This window comes from Thauera sp. WH-2 (genome assembly GCF_048321015.1).
In the GTDB taxonomy this organism is placed as follows: domain Bacteria; phylum Pseudomonadota; class Gammaproteobacteria; order Burkholderiales; family Rhodocyclaceae; genus Thauera.
In genome coordinates, this window is the sequence record NZ_JBLWFG010000008.1 from 12,388 (window position 1) to 32,239 (window position 19,852).

Sequence of the window (19,852 nt, forward strand, 5' to 3'; positions counted from 1 at the left end):
CATCGCTCAGGGCTTCTGCAACACTGCCTGATTGACCTGCACCTCGTAGCGCTGACGCAGATCGGAAAGGAAGGCGCCAAAATCGCGCCCTGCAAGCAGCTGCGCATACTGCGAAGCCACCGCCTCCACGCGCGGATCGTCCTTGTCCAGATCGGGGCGGGTCACCGCCTCGATGCGGTAGATCACATAGTCGCTCTCCGGCAGTTGCACGCCGACGTGCGCCGGGAGCGCCTCGGTCGCCGCGGAGAACACAGCCTGCATGGCTGCCGCGGGAAGACTCGGCGCTCCACGCTGTGCGGCGCGCTCCTCGCTCCACTTCGCCTCGACCGACTCCCCCTTCTCCAGGCGGGCCAGCGTCGCCTTGCCCGCCGCCTCGGCCCGCGCCCTGCCCTGCTCGTCGCGCAGCATACCGACGATGCGCTCGCGAACGGCCTCCAGCGGCAACTGGGTTGCAGCCTCGAAGGTCTTCACGCGCGCGGAAACCAGCGCGCCTGAAGCGATCTCGATCGCCTCGGTGTTGTGGCCCTTCTGCACCGCCTCTTCGCTGAACACGGCACTGATCAGGCGTGCGTTGTCGAAGGGCGCCGCAGCCGGGGCATCCCGACTGATCCAGTCGGTGGTACGAACCTCCAGACCGAGCGCCTCTGCGGCCGGCGCCAGGGTATCGGGCTGCTCATAAACCGTGTTGGCGAACTGCTCGGCCAGCTCGGCAAAGCGCCGCCCGGCCTCCTGCGCGCGCAACTCGGCGAGGATCTCGCCGCGTACCTCGTCGAAGGCACGAAGCGAAGCCGGTTTGATCTCGGTGACCTCCACCACATGCACACCAAACTCGCTGCGCACCGGATCCCCAACCTGCCCCGGTGCCTGCGAGAAAACGGCCTCCTCGAAGGCGCCGACCATGACACCGCGCCCAAAGAAACCGAGGTCGCCGCCACGACTGGCTGAACCCGGGTCTTGGGATTTCTCCTTCGCCAGATCCGCAAAGCGGGCCGGATCGGAGCGCAGGGTTTCGACCAGGCCGCGTGCCTCCGCCATCACCCGATCAACCTCGGCCTGCTCCGCACCCGCATCGAGCGCGAGCAGGATGTGGCGGGCACGGCGCTCCTCGGCCACACCGAAGCGCTGCGGGTTGCCGTCGTAAAAGGCGCGTACAGCATCGTCTGCGATCTCGATCTTCTGCTCGACGGCTGCACGGTCGAAGATCAGGTACTCGGCCTGCACGCGGGCGGGCTGCTCGAAGCGCGCCGGGTTCTGTGCGTAGAACGCCGCGACTTGCTCGTCCGTGATCTCGACGCCTTCGACATGGTCGGCAGCCGCGAAACGCAACTCACGCACCTTGCGCTCTTCAAGCTGCGCGTCGAGGAAGCGGCGCGCCGAGGCCTCCGGCACAAAACCCGCATCGCCCACCGCGGCCACGACCTGCTGGATGCGCACGTCCTGCGCCAGGCGCGCTTCGAAGCTCGCGGGCGTCATCCCCTGCGCGCGCAGCATGGTCTCGTAGCGCTGCAGCGAGAAGCGCCCCTCCTCCTGGAATGCGGGCACGCCCGCGATCGTGTCCTGAAGCTGGGCGGGCGTCACCACCAGCCGGCTGTCGAGCGCGTACAACGCAAGCACACGCTGGTTGATGAGGTTGTCCAGGACGGCCTTGCGAAGCTCGGGAGAGTCGAGCAGTTCGCGGTTGATCTGCCCCCCTGCGCTCTCGCGCAGACGGTCCTGCTGGTTGCGCAACGCATCGTCGAACTCGAAGGTGCTGATGCTGCTGCCACCGACCGTGGCGGCATCGTTGCCCCGGGCGGAGTCGCTGAAATACGCATCCATGCCAAAGAACGCGAAAGGAATGATGAGCAGCGCCAGGATGACCTGTGCGACCCGCTTGTTTTTGCGAATGGATTCGAACATCTCGATTTCCGTGGGAACTGACGGGAGTCGTATGCGCATGACGGGTCCGAACGAACCCCTCCGCGCACGAAAGGCAGCAGTTTAACGCATTCACCGCCTGATCTGGCTGCAGGCGCGACAACGCCCGGGGGCTTCTCAGCCACCCGGGCGCGGGCACAATTCCAGTCGTCTTCAGGCGAGCCTGTCGAACACCAGCACGCCTTCACGGGCGTCGACCCGGATGCGGTCCCTGGCAGCGAATCTGCCTTCCAGGATCGCCTTCGCGAGCGGATTCTCGATGCGCTCCTGGATCGCGCGCTTGAGCGGCCGGGCGCCGAAAACCGGGTCGAAGCCCGCACTCGCCAGCTCGGCCAGCGCGCCGTCGGTCACCTCAAGCCCCATCTCCAGCCGCGCCAGACGCTTCTCGAGGTACTGAAGCTGGATACGAGCGATGCCGGCGATATGCTTCTCGTCGAGCGCATGGAACACCACCACCTCGTCGATGCGGTTGATGAACTCGGGGCGGAAATACGTTTTGACTTCCGCCATCACCGCGAGCTTGATCACGCCGTAGTCGTCACCCGCCATGGCCTGGATCATCTGGCTGCCCAGGTTGGAGGTCATGACGATCACGGTGTTCTTGAAGTCCACCGTGCGCCCCTGGCCGTCGGTCATGCGGCCATCGTCGAGCACCTGCAGCAGCACGTTGAACACGTCCGGGTGCGCCTTCTCGACCTCGTCGAACAGGATCACGCTGTAGGGCTTGCGCCGCACCTGCTCGGTCAGATAGCCACCCTCCTCATAGCCGACGTAGCCCGGGGGGGCGCCGATCAGGCGTGCGACCGAGTGCTTCTCCATGAACTCGCTCATGTCGATGCGGATCAGGTGCTCCTCAGAGTCGAAGAGGAAATTCGCCAGCGTCTTGCACAGCTCGGTCTTGCCCACGCCAGTCGGACCAAGGAACAGGAAGGAGCCGTACGGCCGGTTCTCGTCCGACAGGCCCGCGCGCGAACGTCGGATGGCGTCGGCCACCAGGCGTACGGCCTCGTCCTGACCGACCACGCGCTCGTGCAGCTTGTCCTCCATCTTCAGCAGTTTCTCGCGCTCGCCCTGCATCATCTTGCTCACCGGGATGCCGGTGGCGCGCGACACCACCTCGGCGATCTCCTCAGTACCAACCTGGGTACGCAAGAGCTTGTTTGGCGTGGCGTTCTCGCCCGCCTGCTCGGCCATCTTCAGCTGGCCCTCGAGTTGCGGCAGTTTGCCGTACTGCAGCTCAGCCACCTTGTCGAGCTGGCCTTTGCGCTGGAACTCCGCCATCTGCGCACGCAGCGCGTCGATCTCTTCCTTGATGTGGGCCGAGCCGGCAGCTTTGGATTTCTCGGCCTTCCAGATCTCCTCGAGGTCGTTGTACTCACGCTGCAGCTTGGCGAGTTCTTCCTCGATCAGCTGCAGGCGCTTCTGCGAGGCCTCGTCCTTCTCCTTTTTCACCGCCTCGCGCTCGATCTTGAGCTGGATCATGCGGCGGTCGAGCTTGTCCATGACCTCCGGCTTCGAGTCGATCTCCATCTTGATGCGCGCGGCCGCCTCGTCGATCAGGTCGATCGCCTTGTCGGGCAGGAAGCGGTCGGTGATGTAGCGGTGTGACAGCTCGGCCGCGGCAACGATGGCCGGGTCGGTGATGTCGACGCCGTGGTGGATCTCGTACTTCTCCTGCAGACCACGGAGGATGGCGATCGTCGCCTCCACCGTCGGCTCGTCGACCAGCACCTTCTGAAAGCGGCGCTCGAGCGCGGCGTCCTTCTCGATGTACTTGCGGTACTCGTCCAGCGTGGTCGCGCCGATGCAATGCAGTTCGCCGCGGGCAAGCGCGGGCTTGAGCATGTTGCCGGCATCCATCGCGCCCTCGGCCTTGCCCGCGCCGACCATGGTATGGATCTCATCGATGAAGAGGATGATGCGCCCTTCTTCCTGGGCGATCTCCTTCAACACCGCCTTGAGACGCTCCTCGAACTCGCCGCGGTACTTGGCGCCGGCGAGCAGCGCGGCCATGTCGAGCGACAGCACTTTCTTGCCCTTGAGCGTCTCGGGGACCTCGTCGTTGACGATGCGTTGCGCCAGGCCCTCCACGATCGCGGTCTTGCCTACGCCGGGTTCGCCGATCAGTACCGGGTTGTTCTTGGTGCGACGCTGCAGGATCTGGATCGCGCGGCGGATCTCGTCGTCACGGCCGATCACCGGGTCCAGCTTGCCGCTGCGTGCACGCTCGGTCAGGTCAAGGCAGTACTTCGACAGCGACTCGCGCTGTCCCTCGGCATCCTGGCTGCCCACGCTGGCACCCCCGCGCACGGCCTCGATCGCGGCCTCGAGCGCCTTGCGATTCAGTCCGTTCTCCTTCAGCAGCCGGCCGGCCTCGCCCTTGTCCTCGCACAACGCGAGCAGGAACATCTCGCTGGCGATGAACTGGTCGCCGCGCCTCTGCGCCTCCTTGTCGGTGACGTTGAGGAGATTGTTGAGATCGCGTCCGATGCTGACCTCGCCGCCATGGCCTTCGACCTTGGGCAGCCGGCCGATGGCTTTAACGGTCGCGGCCTTGAGCGGTGGCACATTGACACCGGCACGCTGCAACAGCGACACACTGCCGCCGTCGTCCTGCTCGAGCAGGGCCTGCAGCAGGTGCAGCGGCTCGATGAATTGCTGGTCGTTCCCCACGGCGATGCTTTGCGCATCGGCCAGGGCCTGCTGGAATTTGGTAGTGAGCTTGTCGAAGCGCATCGCGGGCATCCTCGGGAATCGTTGAACTGAACCCTATGTGGGGTGCATCGGCCACGCTTCAAGGGCCGGATCAGCCTTGCGGTCGGTCCTGCCCCGGCAGGTCGGGGTAGCGCACATAGTCCACCAGATCCTGGATCTCCTGCGGCGGCGGCTTGGTCAGCAGACTGACGACGAAGATCGTCAGGAAGCCCAAGGGTACGCCGAAGGCCCCGGCCGAGATCGGGTTGATGTCGAACCATGCGTTCGCCATGGAGCCGCCGAAGAAGGGGTGCGTGCGCACCACGTAGAACAGCGCGACCGCCAGCCCGACGATCATGCCCGTCACCGCCCCGGGCCGGTTGGCCCGCTTCCAGAAGATCCCCAGCACCAGCGCGGGAAAGAACCCCGAAGCGCCGATCGAAAAGGCCAGCCCGACCATGAACAGGATGTTGTCCGGGCGCAGCGAGGCCACCCACGCCGCCACCACCGCAACCACCAGCAACTGCGACTTCGAGATCACCAGACGGCGGTGCGTCGAGGCCTGCGGGTTGATCACCTTGTAGTACAGGTCGTGCGACAGCGCGTTCGAGATCGTCAGCAACAGCCCATCGGCGGTCGACAGCGCAGCGGCCAGCCCCCCGGCCGCCACAAGGCCCGATACGACGTAGGGGAGACCGGCGATCTCCGGCGTTGCGAGCACGATGACATCGGTGTTCAAGCGCAGCTCCGCAAGCTGCAGCACCCCGTCGCCATTGAGGTCGTCGAGCGTCACCAACCCGACCCTGCCCCAGGAGGCGACCCAGTCGGGGAGGATCGCAATGCTCGAGCCCACCAGGTTGTGATACACCTCCCACTTCGCAAACACCGCGTAGGCCGGTGCGGTCACGTAGAGCAGGAAGATGAAGAACAGCGACCACGCGACCGAGCGCCGCGCCTCCATGACACCTGGCGTGGTGTAGTAGCGCATCAGGATGTGCGGCAGCGCCGCAGTGCCGACCATGAGCACGAACATCAGCGCGAGGAAGTTGTTGCGTGCGACCGCGGACAGCGCGGGCGTGCTGCCCGGATGGGCCTCGGCATGCCGTGGCGGGGGCTTCGAACGCTCGAGCGCCTCCAGGCGCTTGAGCTCCCATTGCTCGCGGGCCTGCGCCGGGGTGGCGGGCAGATCGCGCAGCGCCCGCTCGGTCAGCGCGATGTCCCGCGCAGGCGCATGGTTGATGCGCATCGAATTGACCTGATCGATCAGTGCCTGGCGTTCGACCTCGAGTGAATCAGGAAGGGCCGCGATCTTCGCCGCGTGGTTGTTCGCCTGCGCCGCGTACATGTCGCGCACCTCGCGCTCCGTGGGCGAGGCAAACAGCACCTCCTCCCGCTCGCTGATCTGCTGCAGCACGGTGCCGTACACCGCCTGTGGAATCGGAATGCCGGTGAGCTTGTAGGACAGGATCACCACCGGCACCAGATAGGCGATGATCAGGATCACGTATTGCGCCACCTGGGTCCAGGTGACCGCCCGCATGCCGCCGAGGAAGGAACACACCAGGATGCCCGCCAGGCCGATGAAGAGTCCGATCTCGAACTCCACGCTGACGAAGCGGCTGGTCACCAGCCCCACGCCGTAGATCTGCGCCACGAGGTAGACGAAGCTCGCCAGCACCGCGGCGGCGAGCCCCACCAGGCGCGCGACGTTGCCTTGGTAGCGCGCGCCAAGAAAGTCCGGGATCGTGTATTGCCCGAACTTGCGCAGATAGGGTGCGAGCAGCAGCGCCACCAGCACGAAGCCGCCCGTCCATCCGGTGACGAAGGCCAGCCCTTCGAAGCCGCTGAAGTACAAGGTGCCGGCGAGACCGATGAAGGATGCGGCGCTCATCCAGTCGGCTGCGGTCGCCATGCCGTTGAACACCGCCGGCACCCGCCGCCCGGCCACGTAGTACTCGGACACGTCCGAGGTGCGGCTCATCACGCCAATCGTGGCGTAGATGGCGATGGTCACGAACAGGAAAACATGCCCGATCACGCGCTCAGAAAGCCCCAGCGACTCACCGATCGCGAGTGCAACGACGAAAAACGCGAAGGTGAGCGTGTACAGCCCGTAATACTTGCGCAGCCGGCGCGTGAAACCGACGTTGCGCTTCAAGACCGCCGCCCCACGCGCCTCACGCCCGCAGCCCGCATCAGTACTTGATCCGTGCGTAGTAGGACTTCTCCGCCGCCTCGCGCGCATCGCGCAAGGTACGAATACCCATCTCGGCCAACAGCGGGATCAGCTTCAGGAACACCTCTGCGGTGACGATCGCATCGCCCAGCGCGGTGTGCCGCCCCACGATGGTCAGCCCGAGGCGCTCCGCGATGGCTTCGAGACGGTGGGACGCCTGGTTCGGATGCACCACCGCCGAAAGCAGCAGCGTGTCGATCACCGGCTGGTCGAATCGCAAGCCGGTCTGTGCCTCCTTGAGCTGCAGGAAGCGCATGTCGAAGGCAGCGTTGTGCGCGATCAGCACCGTATCGGCGGCAAAGGCGTGGAAGGCCGGCAACACCTTGTCGATGGTCGGCTGCCCGCGCAGCATGTCGGAGGTGATGCCATGGATCTTCGCGGACTCCGGCGCCAGCGGTCGCTCGGGGTCGACGAGCTGCTCGAAGGATTCACTGCGCAGCAGCTTGCCGTTGAGCACGCGCGTTGCGCCGATCTGGATGATCTCGTCGCCACCGGACGGGTTCAGGCCGGTGGTTTCGGTGTCGAACACCGTATAGGTCAGCTCCGACAGCAGCCGGTCTTCCAGCCCATGCGAGCGCTCGGACCACGCGAAGAGATCGAAGTCGTAGTATTCCGGCCGGCTTTCACCGCGCAGGTAGGTGTCGGCCTCGACCTGCTCCTGCGGCGTCGCGGTCGGCAGCAGGATGCGGAAGAACGCGCGATGGCGTACCTTCTCGCGCTCCAGCCACATCTCGCCGCCATGGCGGTCGATGACATCGCGCACGCTGAGCGGGCTGTTCTCGCCCTCGATCTGCATGGGCTCGAGTTCCCAGCTCATCACTGTCTCGGTGCTCATCGCCTGCCCGGACCAGATCAGGTCGAGATGGGCGAGGCGGCCGGCAGGCGTGAGACGGAAACGCACCTCGCGCACCTCGAACTCGTCGGAGAGCCGGTTCGCGAGATAGGTGATGGCCTGCAGCAGCGCGAAACTGTCCACCCGGACCCAGAGTGACTCATCCACCTCCTCGATCTTGGTGGGCAAGCCGATGCGTTTCTCCACGCGTTGCTGGGCGGCGGCGATGAGGTCCGCACCGAGCATATCCTCGAGCTCCCAGCGCGCCTTGACCGAGTCGGCGAACTCGGCCGCAGCCTGGTCGAGACGCTGACTCATCGCCGCAACCTCGTCGCGCACCACCTTGCGGAAGCGCACCCGCATCTCTTCGGGCAGGTCGTCGTACTCGAGCATGTCGGCCGCTGCGCGCACATTGGCGAGCGCCGCGCGGTTGCCCTCGGTCAGGCCATGCAGCATCTGGTCGCGGCGGGATTCGGACTCGAAATCGCGCGTGATGTTGTCGAGCATCAGGATGAAGCCGGTCAGGGCGCGCTCAGGCTGCGCCGCCGCGGCCTCTTCCTCCTGGGCGGCCCCAGCCACAGACAGCACCGGAGACATCTGCACGCGCAGCAACTGCCCCGCCCGCGTGGTGGTGACGAAATTGGCCTGCGGCTGTGCAACGCCGCGGCGAAGGCGCTGCTGGATGGAGTCGAGCGCGTGGGCAATCAGGTTGCGCTCGAGCACGCCGTAGATCGAGCGTCCCAGGCCGATCAACTCGCCGCCACCCGCGACGCCGGGGGCATCGGAGAGCGCGCGGAACTGGGTGCGCGCCCGGTTGTTGTAGAGCAGCACACGGCCGTCGAGGTTACACACCACCACGCTCTGCGTAAGTTCCGACATCAGCGCCGCGAGCCTGTTCTTCTCGAGCTCCACCGACTCCTTGGCGCGCATGATCTGCGCCTCGACATCGGACATCAGCGCGTCGCGCTGACTCGCGAGCTCGTTCGCAGCCGCGGCCAGCGCCTGCACCTCGGGCGGTCCTTCGGGCTGCACGCGGAAACCGCGATTGGCGCCCACCATGAGCCGCAGGTGCTCGGCCATGCGCAACAGCCCCTGGACGTACTGGCGGAACAGACTCTGCACCACGCCCACCCCCGCCGCGAAACCGACCGCGGTGAGCACGGTGCCCAGGGTCAGGTGCGGCGTGAGCACATCGATCAGCAGCGTTCGCCCCTCACCGCTCGTCTCCAGCCAGACGATCAGGGCCGTAAGCAGGAAAGGCCCGGTCATGAGCATGAACAGCACCATGACCGCGAGAATGAAGCGCACACGGGCGGACATGGTTCATTGCTCCAGCATGCTGCGCACCTTGTCCACCAGTTCACGCGTGGAAAAGGGCTTGGTCATGTACGCGTCGGCACCGAGCGCAAGCCCCTTGGCAACCTCCGTATCCCGCCCCTTGGCGGTGAGCATCAGGACGCGCACCGCTGCAAGCGCGGGGTCCGCCTTGACCTCCTGACAGACCTCGAATCCGGTCTTCTTCGGCATCATCACGTCGAGCAGCACCAGGTCCGGGCGCTCGGCCCGGATGCGCTGCACGGCTTCCTCACCGTCGTTGGCCACGACCACGTCGAAGCCCTCCCGCTTCATCAGGAACTCCAGCGAGATGACAATGTTCTGTTCGTCGTCGGCAATCAGGATCTTCTTGTTCATCGATCTCTCTCCTCCCCGCGCCTATTCTATGTCATCCCTCGCTCGCCGCCGAAGTCAGTGGCAGCTCGAACGAGAAGGTCGCGCCTTCTCCGGGCGCGGACTGCAGCCACAGACGGCCGCCAAAGTGCTCGATGATCTGCCGGCTGATCGGCAGCCCCAGCCCGGTGCCCTGCGGCCGCGAGTGCTCGTCCCCACCCTGGCGGAACTTCTGGAACACCACCGCCTGGGTTGCAGGGTCGATGCCCGGTCCGTTGTCCTTCACATCCACGCGCATGTGCGCATCGTCGCATGCGAGCGTGACATCCACCCGGCCGCTACCTGCAGGAACGAACTTCGCGGCGTTCGAAAGCAGGTTCAGCATCACCTGCAGCAGGCGGTCGTGATCGGCGCGCAGCGTGGGCGCCGAAGCCGGGAGATGCAGTTCCACCACCGCGCCGCGGTCGCGGAAGAGCTGCAGGGTCGCATCCACCGAATGCCGCACCAGCTCGCACGGATCAATATCGGTGTTGTGCCATTCGGCATGTCCCGACTCGATCTTCGCCATGTCCAGCACCTGATTGACCAGACGCGACAGGCGCACGGTTTCCGACACGATGATGCCGAGAAAGCGCTGCCGATCCTCAAGCGCGATCTCCGCATCGTCGAGCAGCATCTCGGAAAGCGCGCGGATCGAGGTAAGTGGCGTGCGCAGCTCGTGCGTCACCGAGGACATGAAATCGTCCTTCAGCCGGTCGAGCTCCTTCAGCTGCTCATTGGCGGCGCGCAGTTCGGCTGTGGCCGCCTCCAGTGCGCGGGACTTCTCCTCGAGCTGGTGCGAGTAGGCGCGCACCTGCGAGGCCTCGTCGAGGATGTCCATCACCTCGCCCAGACCGAGCGGCTCCTCCTGCACGACGGTGGACACCATCACGCGCGCCGACGCCCCCCCGATCGCCCCTGCCAGCAAGGACTCGGCGAAGTGCACAAGCTCCGGGTCGGCCTTGAGCCGCGACAGGTCATCCAGGCCGTGGCTGCGGGCGTAGGCACCGAAAGCCTCCTCGGTGCGGCGCTGGCCCAGAAACCGTGCCACCAGCGGCAGCAGGTCACGGACCTCCGCACCCGAGCGCCAGAAGCTTGCGGGACGCCCATCTGCGCGCCGGAACGCATCGACGAAAAGCGCGCCCTGCGTGGCCTCGGCCCCCGTAGGCACGCGCGCGAGCGAAACCAGCAGATAGGCACCGATGTTGGCGAGCAGACTCCAGAACAGCGCATGACTGATGTTGTCCCAGCCTGCCAGGCCGAACAGTTGCTCCGGTTTGAGCCAGCCGAGCCCATACGGTCCATGGGTGAGGAAGCCCGGGTCGAGCCAGCCCGACTTCGCGAACGAGGGCAGCAGCAAGGTGTAGACCCACACCACGAAGCCCGCGAGCAACCCGGCGAGCGCCCCCTCGCGCGTGCCGCCGCGCCAGTACATCCCGCCGAGCACCGCCGGAGCGAACTGCGCCACCGCCGCAAAGCTGATCAGGCCGATGCTCACCAGCGCGTAGGCCTCGCCCGCAAGCCGGAAGTAGAGATAGCCCAGCAGCAGCAGGACCACGATCGCCCCGCGCCGGATGCCAAGCAGCAGTCCGGTCAGGTCGCGCTCGCGCGCCAGGTCGAGGCGCTTACTGCGCAGCAGCATGGGCATGACCAGGTCGTTGCACACCATGGTCGACAGCGCGATCGCCTCCACGATCACCATGCCGGTCGCTGCCGACAGGCCGCCGATGAATACGAACAGCGCCAGCGCCACGTTGTCGTGCGCCATCGGCAGCGTCAGCACGAAGGTATCGGGGTCGACCGTGCCCTGGCCGAAATGGAGCAGACCGCCGATGGCGATCGGCACCACGAACAGGTTGATCGCGAGCAGGTAGGCGGGAAAGACCCAGGTGGCGCGGCGCAGGTGCTGCTCGTTCACGTTTTCCACCACCGCGATCTGGAACTGGCGCGGCAGGAAGATGATCGACAGCATCGCCAGCAGCACGTGGGCGAACCAGCCGCCGTAGCCCAGCTTGCCCCCGCCATCGAAGACCAGCAGGTTGTGCAGTTCGGGCATCGCCACCGCGCGCGCGTAGAGGTCGCCGAAACCGTCGTAGAGCCAGTAGGTCACGTAGATCCCGACCGCGAGGAAGGCCAGCAGCTTGACCACCGACTCGAAGGCGATCGCGGCCACCATGCCCTCGTGGCGCTCGGTGGTGTCGAGGTGGCGGGTGCCGAACAGCACCGTGAATGCCGCCAGCGTCAGTGCGATGTAGAGCGTCCCGTCCTGCCACCAGCCACCGGAAGCTGCGACGCGAAACAGGTTGTCGTGCTCGCCGACCAGCAGTGCATAGCCACTGGAGATGGCCTTCAGCTGCAGCGCGATATACGGCACGATGCCGACGACCGCGATCAGCGTCACCAGTCCGCCCAGCAGATGGCTCTTGCCGTAGCGCGAGGCCACGAAGTCGGCGATTGAGGTGATGCGCTGGCTGCGGGCGATGCGGATCATCTTCAGCAGCACCAGCCAGGCCAGTGCCAGGCCCAAGGTCGGCCCGAGATAGGTCGGCAGGAACCACAACCCGCCCGAAGCCGCACGACCGACACTGCCGAAGTAGGTCCACGCCGTGCAATAGACGGCGAGCGAAAGACTGAACACCCACGGGTTGTCGATGACCGAGCGCCCCTGATCCGCCCTGCGGTCGCCGAAATACGCCACGGCAAACAGCAGCAGCAGGTAGGCGAAGGACGCCGCGACGATCAGCCAGCCGGGCAGCATCGCATGCTCCGCATCAGCGCGCTCCGCGCTCGACGATCCACGCCGCAGCGACGATCAGGCCCAGCCACACCCCGAACAGGTAGAGATGGAGCAAGGGCAGGCCAAACACGCTCAGCGGACGATCGAACAGCGAAAGAATCGGGTAATTGAGTAGCAGCAGGCCGGCGATGAACACCGCCATCAGGCGCTGGCCGGCGAGTCCCTTGCGCATCATGAGTCTCCCATGATGTCCGATTCGGCGTCGAAAAATGACGAGGCGCCGCCCCGCTCTTTGCGGCAGGGTCGGCGCATCGCACGATCAGGCACCGCGCGTCATGCGCGGCCGGTCTCCCCCGATGTCCGGCTTGTGCGCCGGATCTCCTCCTGTCGTTCAGGTCGGGGCCACCCTGGAAGAGCGGCCCCCGCGGTCGTCAGCCCTTGAGCTGCTCGAGGATATGCGGGTTCTCGAGCGTCGAGGTGTCCTGCGTGACGTCCTCGCCCTTGGCCAGCTGACGCAGCAGGCGGCGCATGATCTTGCCCGAGCGCGTCTTGGGCAGGTTCTCGCCGAAGCGGATGTCCTTGGGCTTGGCGATCGGGCCGATCTCGTGACCGACCCAAGCCTGCAGCTCCTTGACCACCTTGGCGGCATCTTCGCCGGTCGGACGTGCGCCCTTCAGCACCACGAAAGCCACGATCGCTTCACCGGTCACATCGTCCGGACGGCCGACCACGGCAGCTTCGGCCACCTTCTCGTGCGCCACCAGCGCAGACTCGATCTCCATCGTGCCCATGCGGTGACCGGAGACGTTCAGCACATCGTCGATACGGCCGGTGATGGTGAAGTAGCCGGTCTCGGCGTCGCGGATGGCACCGTCGCCCGCAAGATAGAGCTTGCCCTTGAAGTCCTCAGGGTAGTAGGTCTTCTTGAAGCGGTCGGGGTCGCCCCAGACGTTGCGGATCATCGCCGGCCACGGCTTGGTGACCACCAGGATGCCGCCCTGGCCCCACGATACTTCGGTGCCGGTTTCATCGACCACTGCAGCCATGATGCCCGGGAAGGGCAGCGTGCAGGAGCCCGGAACCATCGGCGTGGCGCCCGGCATCGGCGTGATCATGTGTGCGCCGGTCTCGGTCTGCCAGAAGGTATCGACAATCGGGCAGCGGCCGCCGCCGACGTTCTCGTAGTACCACTCCCAGGCGGCCGGGTTGATGGGCTCGCCCACCGAACCCAGGATGCGCAGCGAAGACAGGTTGTACTGCTTCGGATGCACGGACGGGTTGTTGTCGGCAGCCTTGATCAGCGAACGGATCGCGGTCGGCGCGGTGTAGAAGATGCTGACCTTGTGATCCTGGATCATCTTCCAGAAGCGGCCGGCGTCCGGGTAGGTAGGCACGCCCTCGAACACGATCTCGGTCGCACCGCAGGCAAGCGGGCCATAGGTGATGTAGGTGTGGCCCGTAACCCAGCCGATGTCGGCGGTGCACCAATAGATGTCATCGGGCTTGATGTCGAAGGTGTATTTCATCGACAGCATGGCCTGAAGCAGATAGCCGCCCGAGGAGTGCTGCACGCCCTTCGGCTTCCCGGTGGAGCCCGAGGTGTAGAGAATGAACAGCGGGTGCTCGGCTTCGACCCACTCCGGCTCGCAGGTCTCGGACTGGCTGGCAACTGCCTCGTGGTACCAGCTGTCGCGGCCGGCGACCATGTTGATGTCTGCGCCCGTGCGCTTGACCACGATGACGTTCTTGACCGAGTCGCAACCGCCCAGCGACAGCGCCTCATCGGCGATCGGCTTGAGCGGCAGCGCCTTGCCGCCGCGGAACTGGCCGTCGGAGGTGATCACGGCCACGGCCGCGGCGTCCTCGATACGGTCGCGCAGGGCTTGGGCCGAGAAGCCGCCGAAGACGATGGAGTGGGTCGCGCCGATGCGGGCGCAGGCCTGCATCGCGACCACACCTTCAATCGACATCGGCAGGTAGATGATGACGCGGTCACCCTTCTTGACGCCCATGCCGCGCAGGGCGTTGGCGAACTTGCTGACGCGGGCGAGCAGATCCTTGTAGGTGACCTTGGTGACTTCGCCGCTGTCGGCTTCGAAAATCAGCGCGACCTTGTCGCCCAGGCCATTATTGACGTTGCGGTCGAGGCAGTTGTAGGAAACGTTCAGCTTGCCGTCGGCGAACCACTTGAAGAACGGAGGGTTCGACTGGTCGAGGACCTGAGTGAAGGGTTCCTTCCAGTCCAGCAGTTCCTTGGCACGGCGGCCCCAGAAACCCTCGTAGTCGTCCTCGGCTTCCTTGCACAGCGCACGATAACCGTCCATGCCGGACACCGCTGCGTTCTTGACCATCTCTTCCGACGGGTTGTAAATGCGGACTTGCTCGTTGGACATACTCACCTCTCCTCAACTGTTCAAATGGTTGAAGCTGACCCGGTTACGGGCGGGCTGGTTGGTTCCAGCCTGTTTGATCGCCTGACCGAAAGCCCCTCGGGGGCCTCCCGCTCGGGCGCTTCGATGCCTTCGAATCGCCGGCATTTTAGTGATGTCTATCTTACACAGGACTTACACAGCCCGGCCAGCGGCGGTTGAACGCCCCCGGTGGTAGAATCCGACGCCTGTCCGGGCCGGCCGGCCCGTGCACGTCATTCTGCCCCCATGTCATTCCGGAGACCAAGCGTCATGACGATCATTCGCCAGGAAGACCTCATCCAGTCGATCGCGGATGCCTTCCAGTACATCAGCTACTACCACCCGCTCGACTACATCCAGGCGCTCGGCGAGGCCTATGAGCGAGAGGAAAGTCCCGCGGCCAAGGACGCCATCGCGCAGATCCTGACCAACTCGCGCATGGCCGCCGAAGGCCACCGCCCGATCTGCCAGGATACCGGCATCGCGGTCGTCTTCCTCAAGGTCGGCATGAACGTGCAGTGGGACGCGAAGATGAGTGTCCAGGACATGATCAACGAAGGCGTTCGCCGCGCCTACAACAACCCTGACAACAAGCTGCGCGCCTCGGTGCTGCTCGACCCGGCCGGCAAGCGCCAGAACAGCAAGGACAACACCCCGGCGGTGGTCCATTACGAGATCGTCGAGGGCGATGACGTCGAGGTCATCTGTGCGGCCAAGGGCGGCGGTTCGGAAAACAAGACCAAGATGGTCATGCTCAACCCGTCCGACTCCATCGTCGACTGGGTGCTCAAGACCGTTCCGACCATGGGCGCCGGCTGGTGTCCGCCGGGTATCCTCGGCATCGGCATCGGCGGCACGCCCGAGAAGGCGATGCTGCTGGCCAAGGAATCGCTGATGGACCCGGTGAACATCCACGAGCTGCGCGAGAAGGCTGCCTCGGGCGCCCAGCTCAGCCGCGTGGAGGCGCTGCGCCTCGAACTGATGGACAAGGTCAACGCGCTCGGTATCGGCGCCCAGGGCCTGGGTGGCCTCACCACCGTGCTCGACGTCAAGATCATGGACTACCCGACCCACGCCGCCAGCCTGCCGGTCGCGATGATCCCCAACTGTGCCGCCACCCGCCACGTGCACTTCCACCTCGACGGCTCGGGCCCGGCGCATCTGCCCACGCCCAGGCTCGAGGACTGGCCGCAGGTCACCTGGAAGGCCGACACCAACGTCGCCACCCGCGTCAATCTGGACACTCTCACCAAGGAAGAGGTCGCCTCCTGGAAGCCGGGCCAGATCCTGCTGCTCAACGGCAAGATGCTCACCGGTCGCGACGCCGCGCACAAGCGCATCGCCGACATGCTGGAGAAGGGCGAGAAGCTGCCGGTCGACTTCACCAACCGCGTCATCTACTACGTCGGCCCGGTCGACCCGGTGCGTGATGAGGTCGTCGGCCCGGCCGGTCCCACCACCGCCACCCGCATGGACAAGTTCACCCGCATGATGCTGGAGAAGACCGGCCTCATCTCGATGATCGGCAAGTCCGAGCGTGGCCCGATCGCCATCGAGGCAATCAAGGACAACCGGTCGGCCTACCTGATGGCGGTGGGCGGTGCAGCCTACCTGGTGTCGAAGGCGATCAAGGAAGCCAAGGTGGTCGGCTTCGAGGACCTGGGCATGGAAGCGATCTACGAGTTCACCGTGCAGGACATGCCGGTGACGGTCGCGGTCGACGCCAACGGCACCAGCGTACACAACACCGGCCCGAAGGAATGGCAGGCGAAGATCGGCAAGATTCCGGTCACCGTCGCCTGAGCAACGCAGCCTGCGCCGCCACCCGCAGCGCAGCACCACACACAGCCCGGCCAAGGGAAGCGAACCCCGGCCGGGCTTTTTCATGGGCAGACAAAACAAACGGGGAGCAGGCTTCACGCCCCTCCCCGTTCTTCACTTCAGCACCGGCTCACCGGCCGCCGCCTTACTGCGCGCGATGCGCAGCCAGCTTCAGCCAGGTATCGACCACCGTATCCGGGTTCAGTGAAATGGTCTGAATCCCCTCGTCCATCAGCCACTCGGCAAAATCCGCATGGTCGGACGGACCCTGGCCGCAGATGCCCACGTACTTGCCGAGCTTGTTGGCCGCCTGGATGGACATCGACAGCAGTTGCTTGACCGCCGGATCGCGCTCGTCGAAGGCGTGCGCCACCAGACCGGAGTCGCGGTCCAGGCCCAGCGTGAGCTGGGTCAGGTCGTTCGAGCCGATCGAGAAGCCGTCGAAGTACTGCAGGAACTGCTCGGCCAGGATGGCGTTGGACGGAATCTCGCACATCATGATCAGCTTGAGATCCTTCTCGCCGCGCTTGAGGCCGTGCTCCGCGAGCAGATCCACCACGCCGGCGGCCTCTTCGAGGTTACGCACGAACGGGATCATGATCTGCACGTTGGTCAGCCCCAGCTCGTTGCGCACCTTCTTCATCGCCGCCACTTCCATCTCGAAGCAGTCACGGAAGCTGTGCGCGATGTAGCGCGAGGCGCCGCGGAAGCCCAGCATCGGGTTCTCTTCCTCCGGCTCGTAGATGTCGCCGCCGAGCAGCTTGCGGTACTCGTTCGACTTGAAGTCGGACATGCGCACGATCACGGGCTTCGGATAGAAGGCCGAGGCGATCGTGGCCACACCCTCGACCAGCTTCTCGATGAAGAACTGCTTGGGCGTGGCGTAGCCGCGCGAACGGCGATTGATCTCGTCACGCAGGCTGGCCGGCACCTGGCCAAGGTCGAGGATGGCCTTGGGGTGGATGCCGATCATGTTGTTGATGACGAACTCCAGGCGCGCCAGGCCGACGCCGCCATTGGGGATCTGCGCGAACTCGAAGGCAAGCTCGGGGTTGCCCACGTTCATCATGATCTTCACCGGAATCTCGGGCAGGTTGCCCATGTCGGTGGTGATGACCTCGAACTCGAGCTTGCCGCGATACACGTAGCCGGTATCGCCTTCGGCGCAGGACACGGTGACCGACTCGCCTTCATTGAGCACCTCGGTCGCGTTGCCGCAGCCCACGATGGCGGGGATGCCCAGCTCGCGCGCGATGATCGCCGCGTGGCAGGTGCGGCCGCCGCGGTTGGTGACGATGGCGCTCGCACGCTTCATCACCGGCTCCCAGTTGGGGTCGGTCATGTCGGTGACGAGGATGTCGCCCGCCTGCACGCGGTTCATCTCCGAGGCATCGCCGACGATGCGCACCACACCGGCGCCGATCTTCTGCCCGATGGCACGGCCATGGGTGAGCGCCTTGCCGTATTGCTTGAGGCGGTACTTCTCCATCACCAGGCCCGTATCCTGGCTCTTCACCGTTTCGGGGCGGGCCTGCAGGATGTAGAGCTTGCCGTCGACACCGTCCTTGCCCCACTCGATGTCCATCGGGCGGCCGTAGTGCTTCTCGATGATCACCGCGTAGCGGGCCAGCTCCAGCACGTCCTCGTCGGTCAGCGAGAAGCGGTTGCGATCCGCCTCGGGAACATCCACGGTGCGCACGGACTTGCCAGCGACGGCCTTGTCGGTGAATACCATCTTGATCAGCTTGGAACCCAGGTTGCGGCGCACGATGGCGGGCTTGTCCAGCGCCAGCGTGGGCTTGTGCACGTAGAACTCGTCCGGGTTCACCGCGCCCTGCACCACCGTCTCGCCCAGGCCGTAGGAGGCGGTGATGAACACCACCTGATCGAAGCCGGATTCGGTGTCGATCGAGAACATCACACCCGAAGCGCCCGAGTCGGAACGCACCATGCGCTGCACGCCTGCCGACAGCGCCACGTCAGCGTGGGCGAAGTTCTTGTGCACGCGGTAGGCAATCGCACGGTCGTTGTACAGCGACGCGAACACTTCCTTCATCGCATGCAGGATGTTCTCGTAGCCGTGGATGTTGAGGAAGGTTTCCTGCTGGCCGGCGAAGGACGCATCCGGCAGGTCCTCGGCGGTCGCCGACGAGCGCACCGCGAAGCTGCCCTCGCCCTCGGCAGTGATCGCCTCGTAAGCCGTCTTGATCTCGGCTTCGAGCTCGGCCGGGAACGGAATGTCGATGATCCACTGGCGGATCTGCGCGCCGGTCTTCGCCAGGGCTTCGACGTCTTCGACGTCCAGTGCGTCGAGCGCGGCATTGATGCGGTCGGCAAGGCCGTCGTGGGCCAGGAACTCGCGATAGGCCTCGGCCGTGGTCGCAAAGCCGCCCGGGACACGCACGCTCGAAGGAAGCTGGCTGATCATCTCGCCGAGCGAGGCGTTCTTGCCGCCGACCTTCTCGACATCGGTCATGCGCAGTTCGTTGAAGGGGATCACATAGCGTGTCATGGGTGGCTTCCGCAAATGTTGGAGAGAAAGCAAAATAACCGAGCGCGAAGTTTAACGTTTTTTTTGTGCTCTGCCGCATCCGGGCTTGTATGTATGTATAGAAGCCGCTGATGCAGGAGCCACAAGGCCCAACACATGACCGACATTCCAAGCCGCAGCGTCTTCTTCGTTTCCGACGGCACCGGCATCACCGCAGAAACCCTGGGCCACAGCCTGCTGGCGCAGTTTCCCGAGGCGAGATTCCGCCAGATACGCGCCCCCTTCGTCGACGACATCGACAAGGCGATCGACTGCGCCAACCACATCCGAGAGGTCGCCCGGGAAGACGGTGTGCGCCCGATCGTGTTCAGTACCCTGGTGCATGAGGACACCGTTGCTGCGCTGCACAAAGCGGACGCGCTCTTCCTGGATCTCTTCGACAGCTTCATCGGACCACTCGAATCCGAGCTCGGGCAGCGCTCCACGCACGCCGTCGGCCGGTTCCACGGCATTGCCGACAGTCTCAACTACAAGCACCGCATCGAGGCGATCAACTTCGCCATGGCCCACGACGACGGCATCTCCAGCGACGGAGAACTGGCCGAAGCGGACGTGATCCTGGTAGGCGTGTCGCGCTCGGGCAAGACCCCCACCAGCCTCTACCTCGCCATGCAGTTCGGCGTGAAGGCCGCCAACTATCCGCTGATCCCCGAGGATTTCGAGCGCAACAAGCTCCCGGGCGAACTGCACAAGTACCGCGCCAAGCTCTTCGGCCTTACCATCGCGCCGGAGCGCCTCTCTCAGATCCGCCAGGAGCGTCGCCCCAACAGCCGCTACGCCTCGCTGGACAACTGCCGCTACGAGATCGACGCGGCTCAGAAGCTCATGCGCCGCGAGAACATCCGCTGGCTCGAATCCACCACCAAGTCCATCGAAGAGATCTCTGCCACCATCCTCCAGACCGTGCGCGTGGAACGCCCCGGCTTCTGACCTGCCCAAGGGCGGG

The 19,852-nt window shown here is 65.2% G+C and carries 11 protein-coding genes; 2 read left to right on the forward strand and 9 right to left on the reverse strand.

Features of this window, described 5'->3' with window-relative positions; genetic code table 11:
* Positions 1–6: 6 nt before the first annotated feature.
* The 8 genes from ACNKW1_RS12955 to acs form a co-directional block, all read right to left on the reverse strand.
* Positions 7–1,899: a SurA N-terminal domain-containing protein gene (locus ACNKW1_RS12955; RefSeq protein ID WP_418365012.1), complete on the reverse strand. Its 1,893-nt coding sequence runs from the start codon at positions 1,897–1,899 to the stop codon at positions 7–9.
* Positions 1,900–2,070: 171 nt separating this feature from the next.
* Positions 2,071–4,653, reverse strand: coding sequence for an ATP-dependent chaperone ClpB (clpB, locus tag ACNKW1_RS12960; RefSeq protein ID WP_418365114.1), 2,583 nt, complete (start codon positions 4,651–4,653; stop codon positions 2,071–2,073).
* A gap of 70 nt (positions 4,654–4,723) precedes the next feature.
* The gene (locus ACNKW1_RS12965) at positions 4,724–6,769 is read right to left on the reverse strand and encodes a sodium:solute symporter family protein (protein ID WP_418365013.1); all 2,046 of its coding nucleotides are present in this window, start codon (positions 6,767–6,769) and stop codon (positions 4,724–4,726) included.
* 37 nt (positions 6,770–6,806) lie between these two features.
* The gene (locus ACNKW1_RS12970) at positions 6,807–8,999 is read right to left on the reverse strand and encodes a PolC-type DNA polymerase III (RefSeq protein ID WP_418365014.1); all 2,193 of its coding nucleotides are present in this window, start codon (positions 8,997–8,999) and stop codon (positions 6,807–6,809) included.
* 3 nt (positions 9,000–9,002) lie between these two features.
* The gene (locus ACNKW1_RS12975; protein ID WP_418365015.1) at positions 9,003–9,371 is read right to left on the reverse strand and encodes a response regulator transcription factor; all 369 of its coding nucleotides are present in this window, start codon (positions 9,369–9,371) and stop codon (positions 9,003–9,005) included.
* A gap of 31 nt (positions 9,372–9,402) precedes the next feature.
* Positions 9,403–12,144 (reverse strand): ATP-binding protein, encoded by a 2,742-nt coding sequence (locus ACNKW1_RS12980; protein WP_418365016.1) that lies wholly within the window; start codon positions 12,142–12,144, stop codon positions 9,403–9,405.
* A 13-nt stretch (positions 12,145–12,157) separates the two neighbouring features.
* Positions 12,158–12,355: a hypothetical protein gene (locus ACNKW1_RS12985; protein ID WP_418365115.1), complete on the reverse strand. Its 198-nt coding sequence runs from the start codon at positions 12,353–12,355 to the stop codon at positions 12,158–12,160.
* 199 nt (positions 12,356–12,554) lie between these two features.
* Positions 12,555–14,516, reverse strand: coding sequence for an acetate--CoA ligase (acs, locus tag ACNKW1_RS12990; RefSeq protein ID WP_418365017.1), 1,962 nt, complete (start codon positions 14,514–14,516; stop codon positions 12,555–12,557).
* A 288-nt stretch (positions 14,517–14,804) separates the two neighbouring features.
* On the opposite strand from acs, the gene ACNKW1_RS12995 reads away from it, so the two are divergent.
* Positions 14,805–16,337 (forward strand): fumarate hydratase, encoded by a 1,533-nt coding sequence (locus ACNKW1_RS12995; protein ID WP_418365018.1) that lies wholly within the window; start codon positions 14,805–14,807, stop codon positions 16,335–16,337.
* Positions 16,338–16,500: 163 nt separating this feature from the next.
* Here ACNKW1_RS12995 and ppsA read toward each other — a convergent pair whose 3' ends face one another.
* Positions 16,501–18,867: a phosphoenolpyruvate synthase gene (gene ppsA, locus ACNKW1_RS13000; protein ID WP_418365019.1), complete on the reverse strand. Its 2,367-nt coding sequence runs from the start codon at positions 18,865–18,867 to the stop codon at positions 16,501–16,503.
* A gap of 135 nt (positions 18,868–19,002) precedes the next feature.
* On the opposite strand from ppsA, the gene ACNKW1_RS13005 reads away from it, so the two are divergent.
* Positions 19,003–19,836 carry a pyruvate, water dikinase regulatory protein gene (locus ACNKW1_RS13005; protein ID WP_418365020.1) on the forward strand — a complete coding sequence of 278 codons (834 nt, stop codon included), beginning with the start codon at positions 19,003–19,005 and terminating at the stop codon, positions 19,834–19,836.
* Positions 19,837–19,852 lie beyond the last annotated feature (16 nt).

Excerpts from the sequence above, each read along its gene's own strand:
- ACNKW1_RS12970 (WP_418365014.1), bottom strand. The coding sequence starts at position 8,999 with ATGTCCGCCCGTGTGCGCTTCATTCTCGCGGTCATGGTGCTGTTCATG.
- ACNKW1_RS12985 (WP_418365115.1), bottom strand. The coding sequence starts at position 12,355 with ATGCGCAAGGGACTCGCCGGCCAGCGCCTGATGGCGGTGTTCATCGCC.
- ACNKW1_RS12955 (WP_418365012.1), bottom strand. The coding sequence starts at position 1,899 with ATGTTCGAATCCATTCGCAAAAACAAGCGGGTCGCACAGGTCATCCTG.
- ACNKW1_RS12995 (WP_418365018.1), top strand. The coding sequence starts at position 14,805 with ATGACGATCATTCGCCAGGAAGACCTCATCCAGTCGATCGCGGATGCC.
- ACNKW1_RS12975 (WP_418365015.1), bottom strand. The coding sequence starts at position 9,371 with ATGAACAAGAAGATCCTGATTGCCGACGACGAACAGAACATTGTCATC.
- ACNKW1_RS13005 (WP_418365020.1), top strand. The coding sequence starts at position 19,003 with ATGACCGACATTCCAAGCCGCAGCGTCTTCTTCGTTTCCGACGGCACC.
- ACNKW1_RS12980 (WP_418365016.1), bottom strand. The coding sequence starts at position 12,144 with ATGCTGCCCGGCTGGCTGATCGTCGCGGCGTCCTTCGCCTACCTGCTG.
- clpB (WP_418365114.1), bottom strand. The coding sequence starts at position 4,653 with ATGCGCTTCGACAAGCTCACTACCAAATTCCAGCAGGCCCTGGCCGAT.
- acs (WP_418365017.1), bottom strand. The coding sequence starts at position 14,516 with ATGTCCAACGAGCAAGTCCGCATTTACAACCCGTCGGAAGAGATGGTC.
- ppsA (WP_418365019.1), bottom strand. The coding sequence starts at position 18,867 with ATGACACGCTATGTGATCCCCTTCAACGAACTGCGCATGACCGATGTC.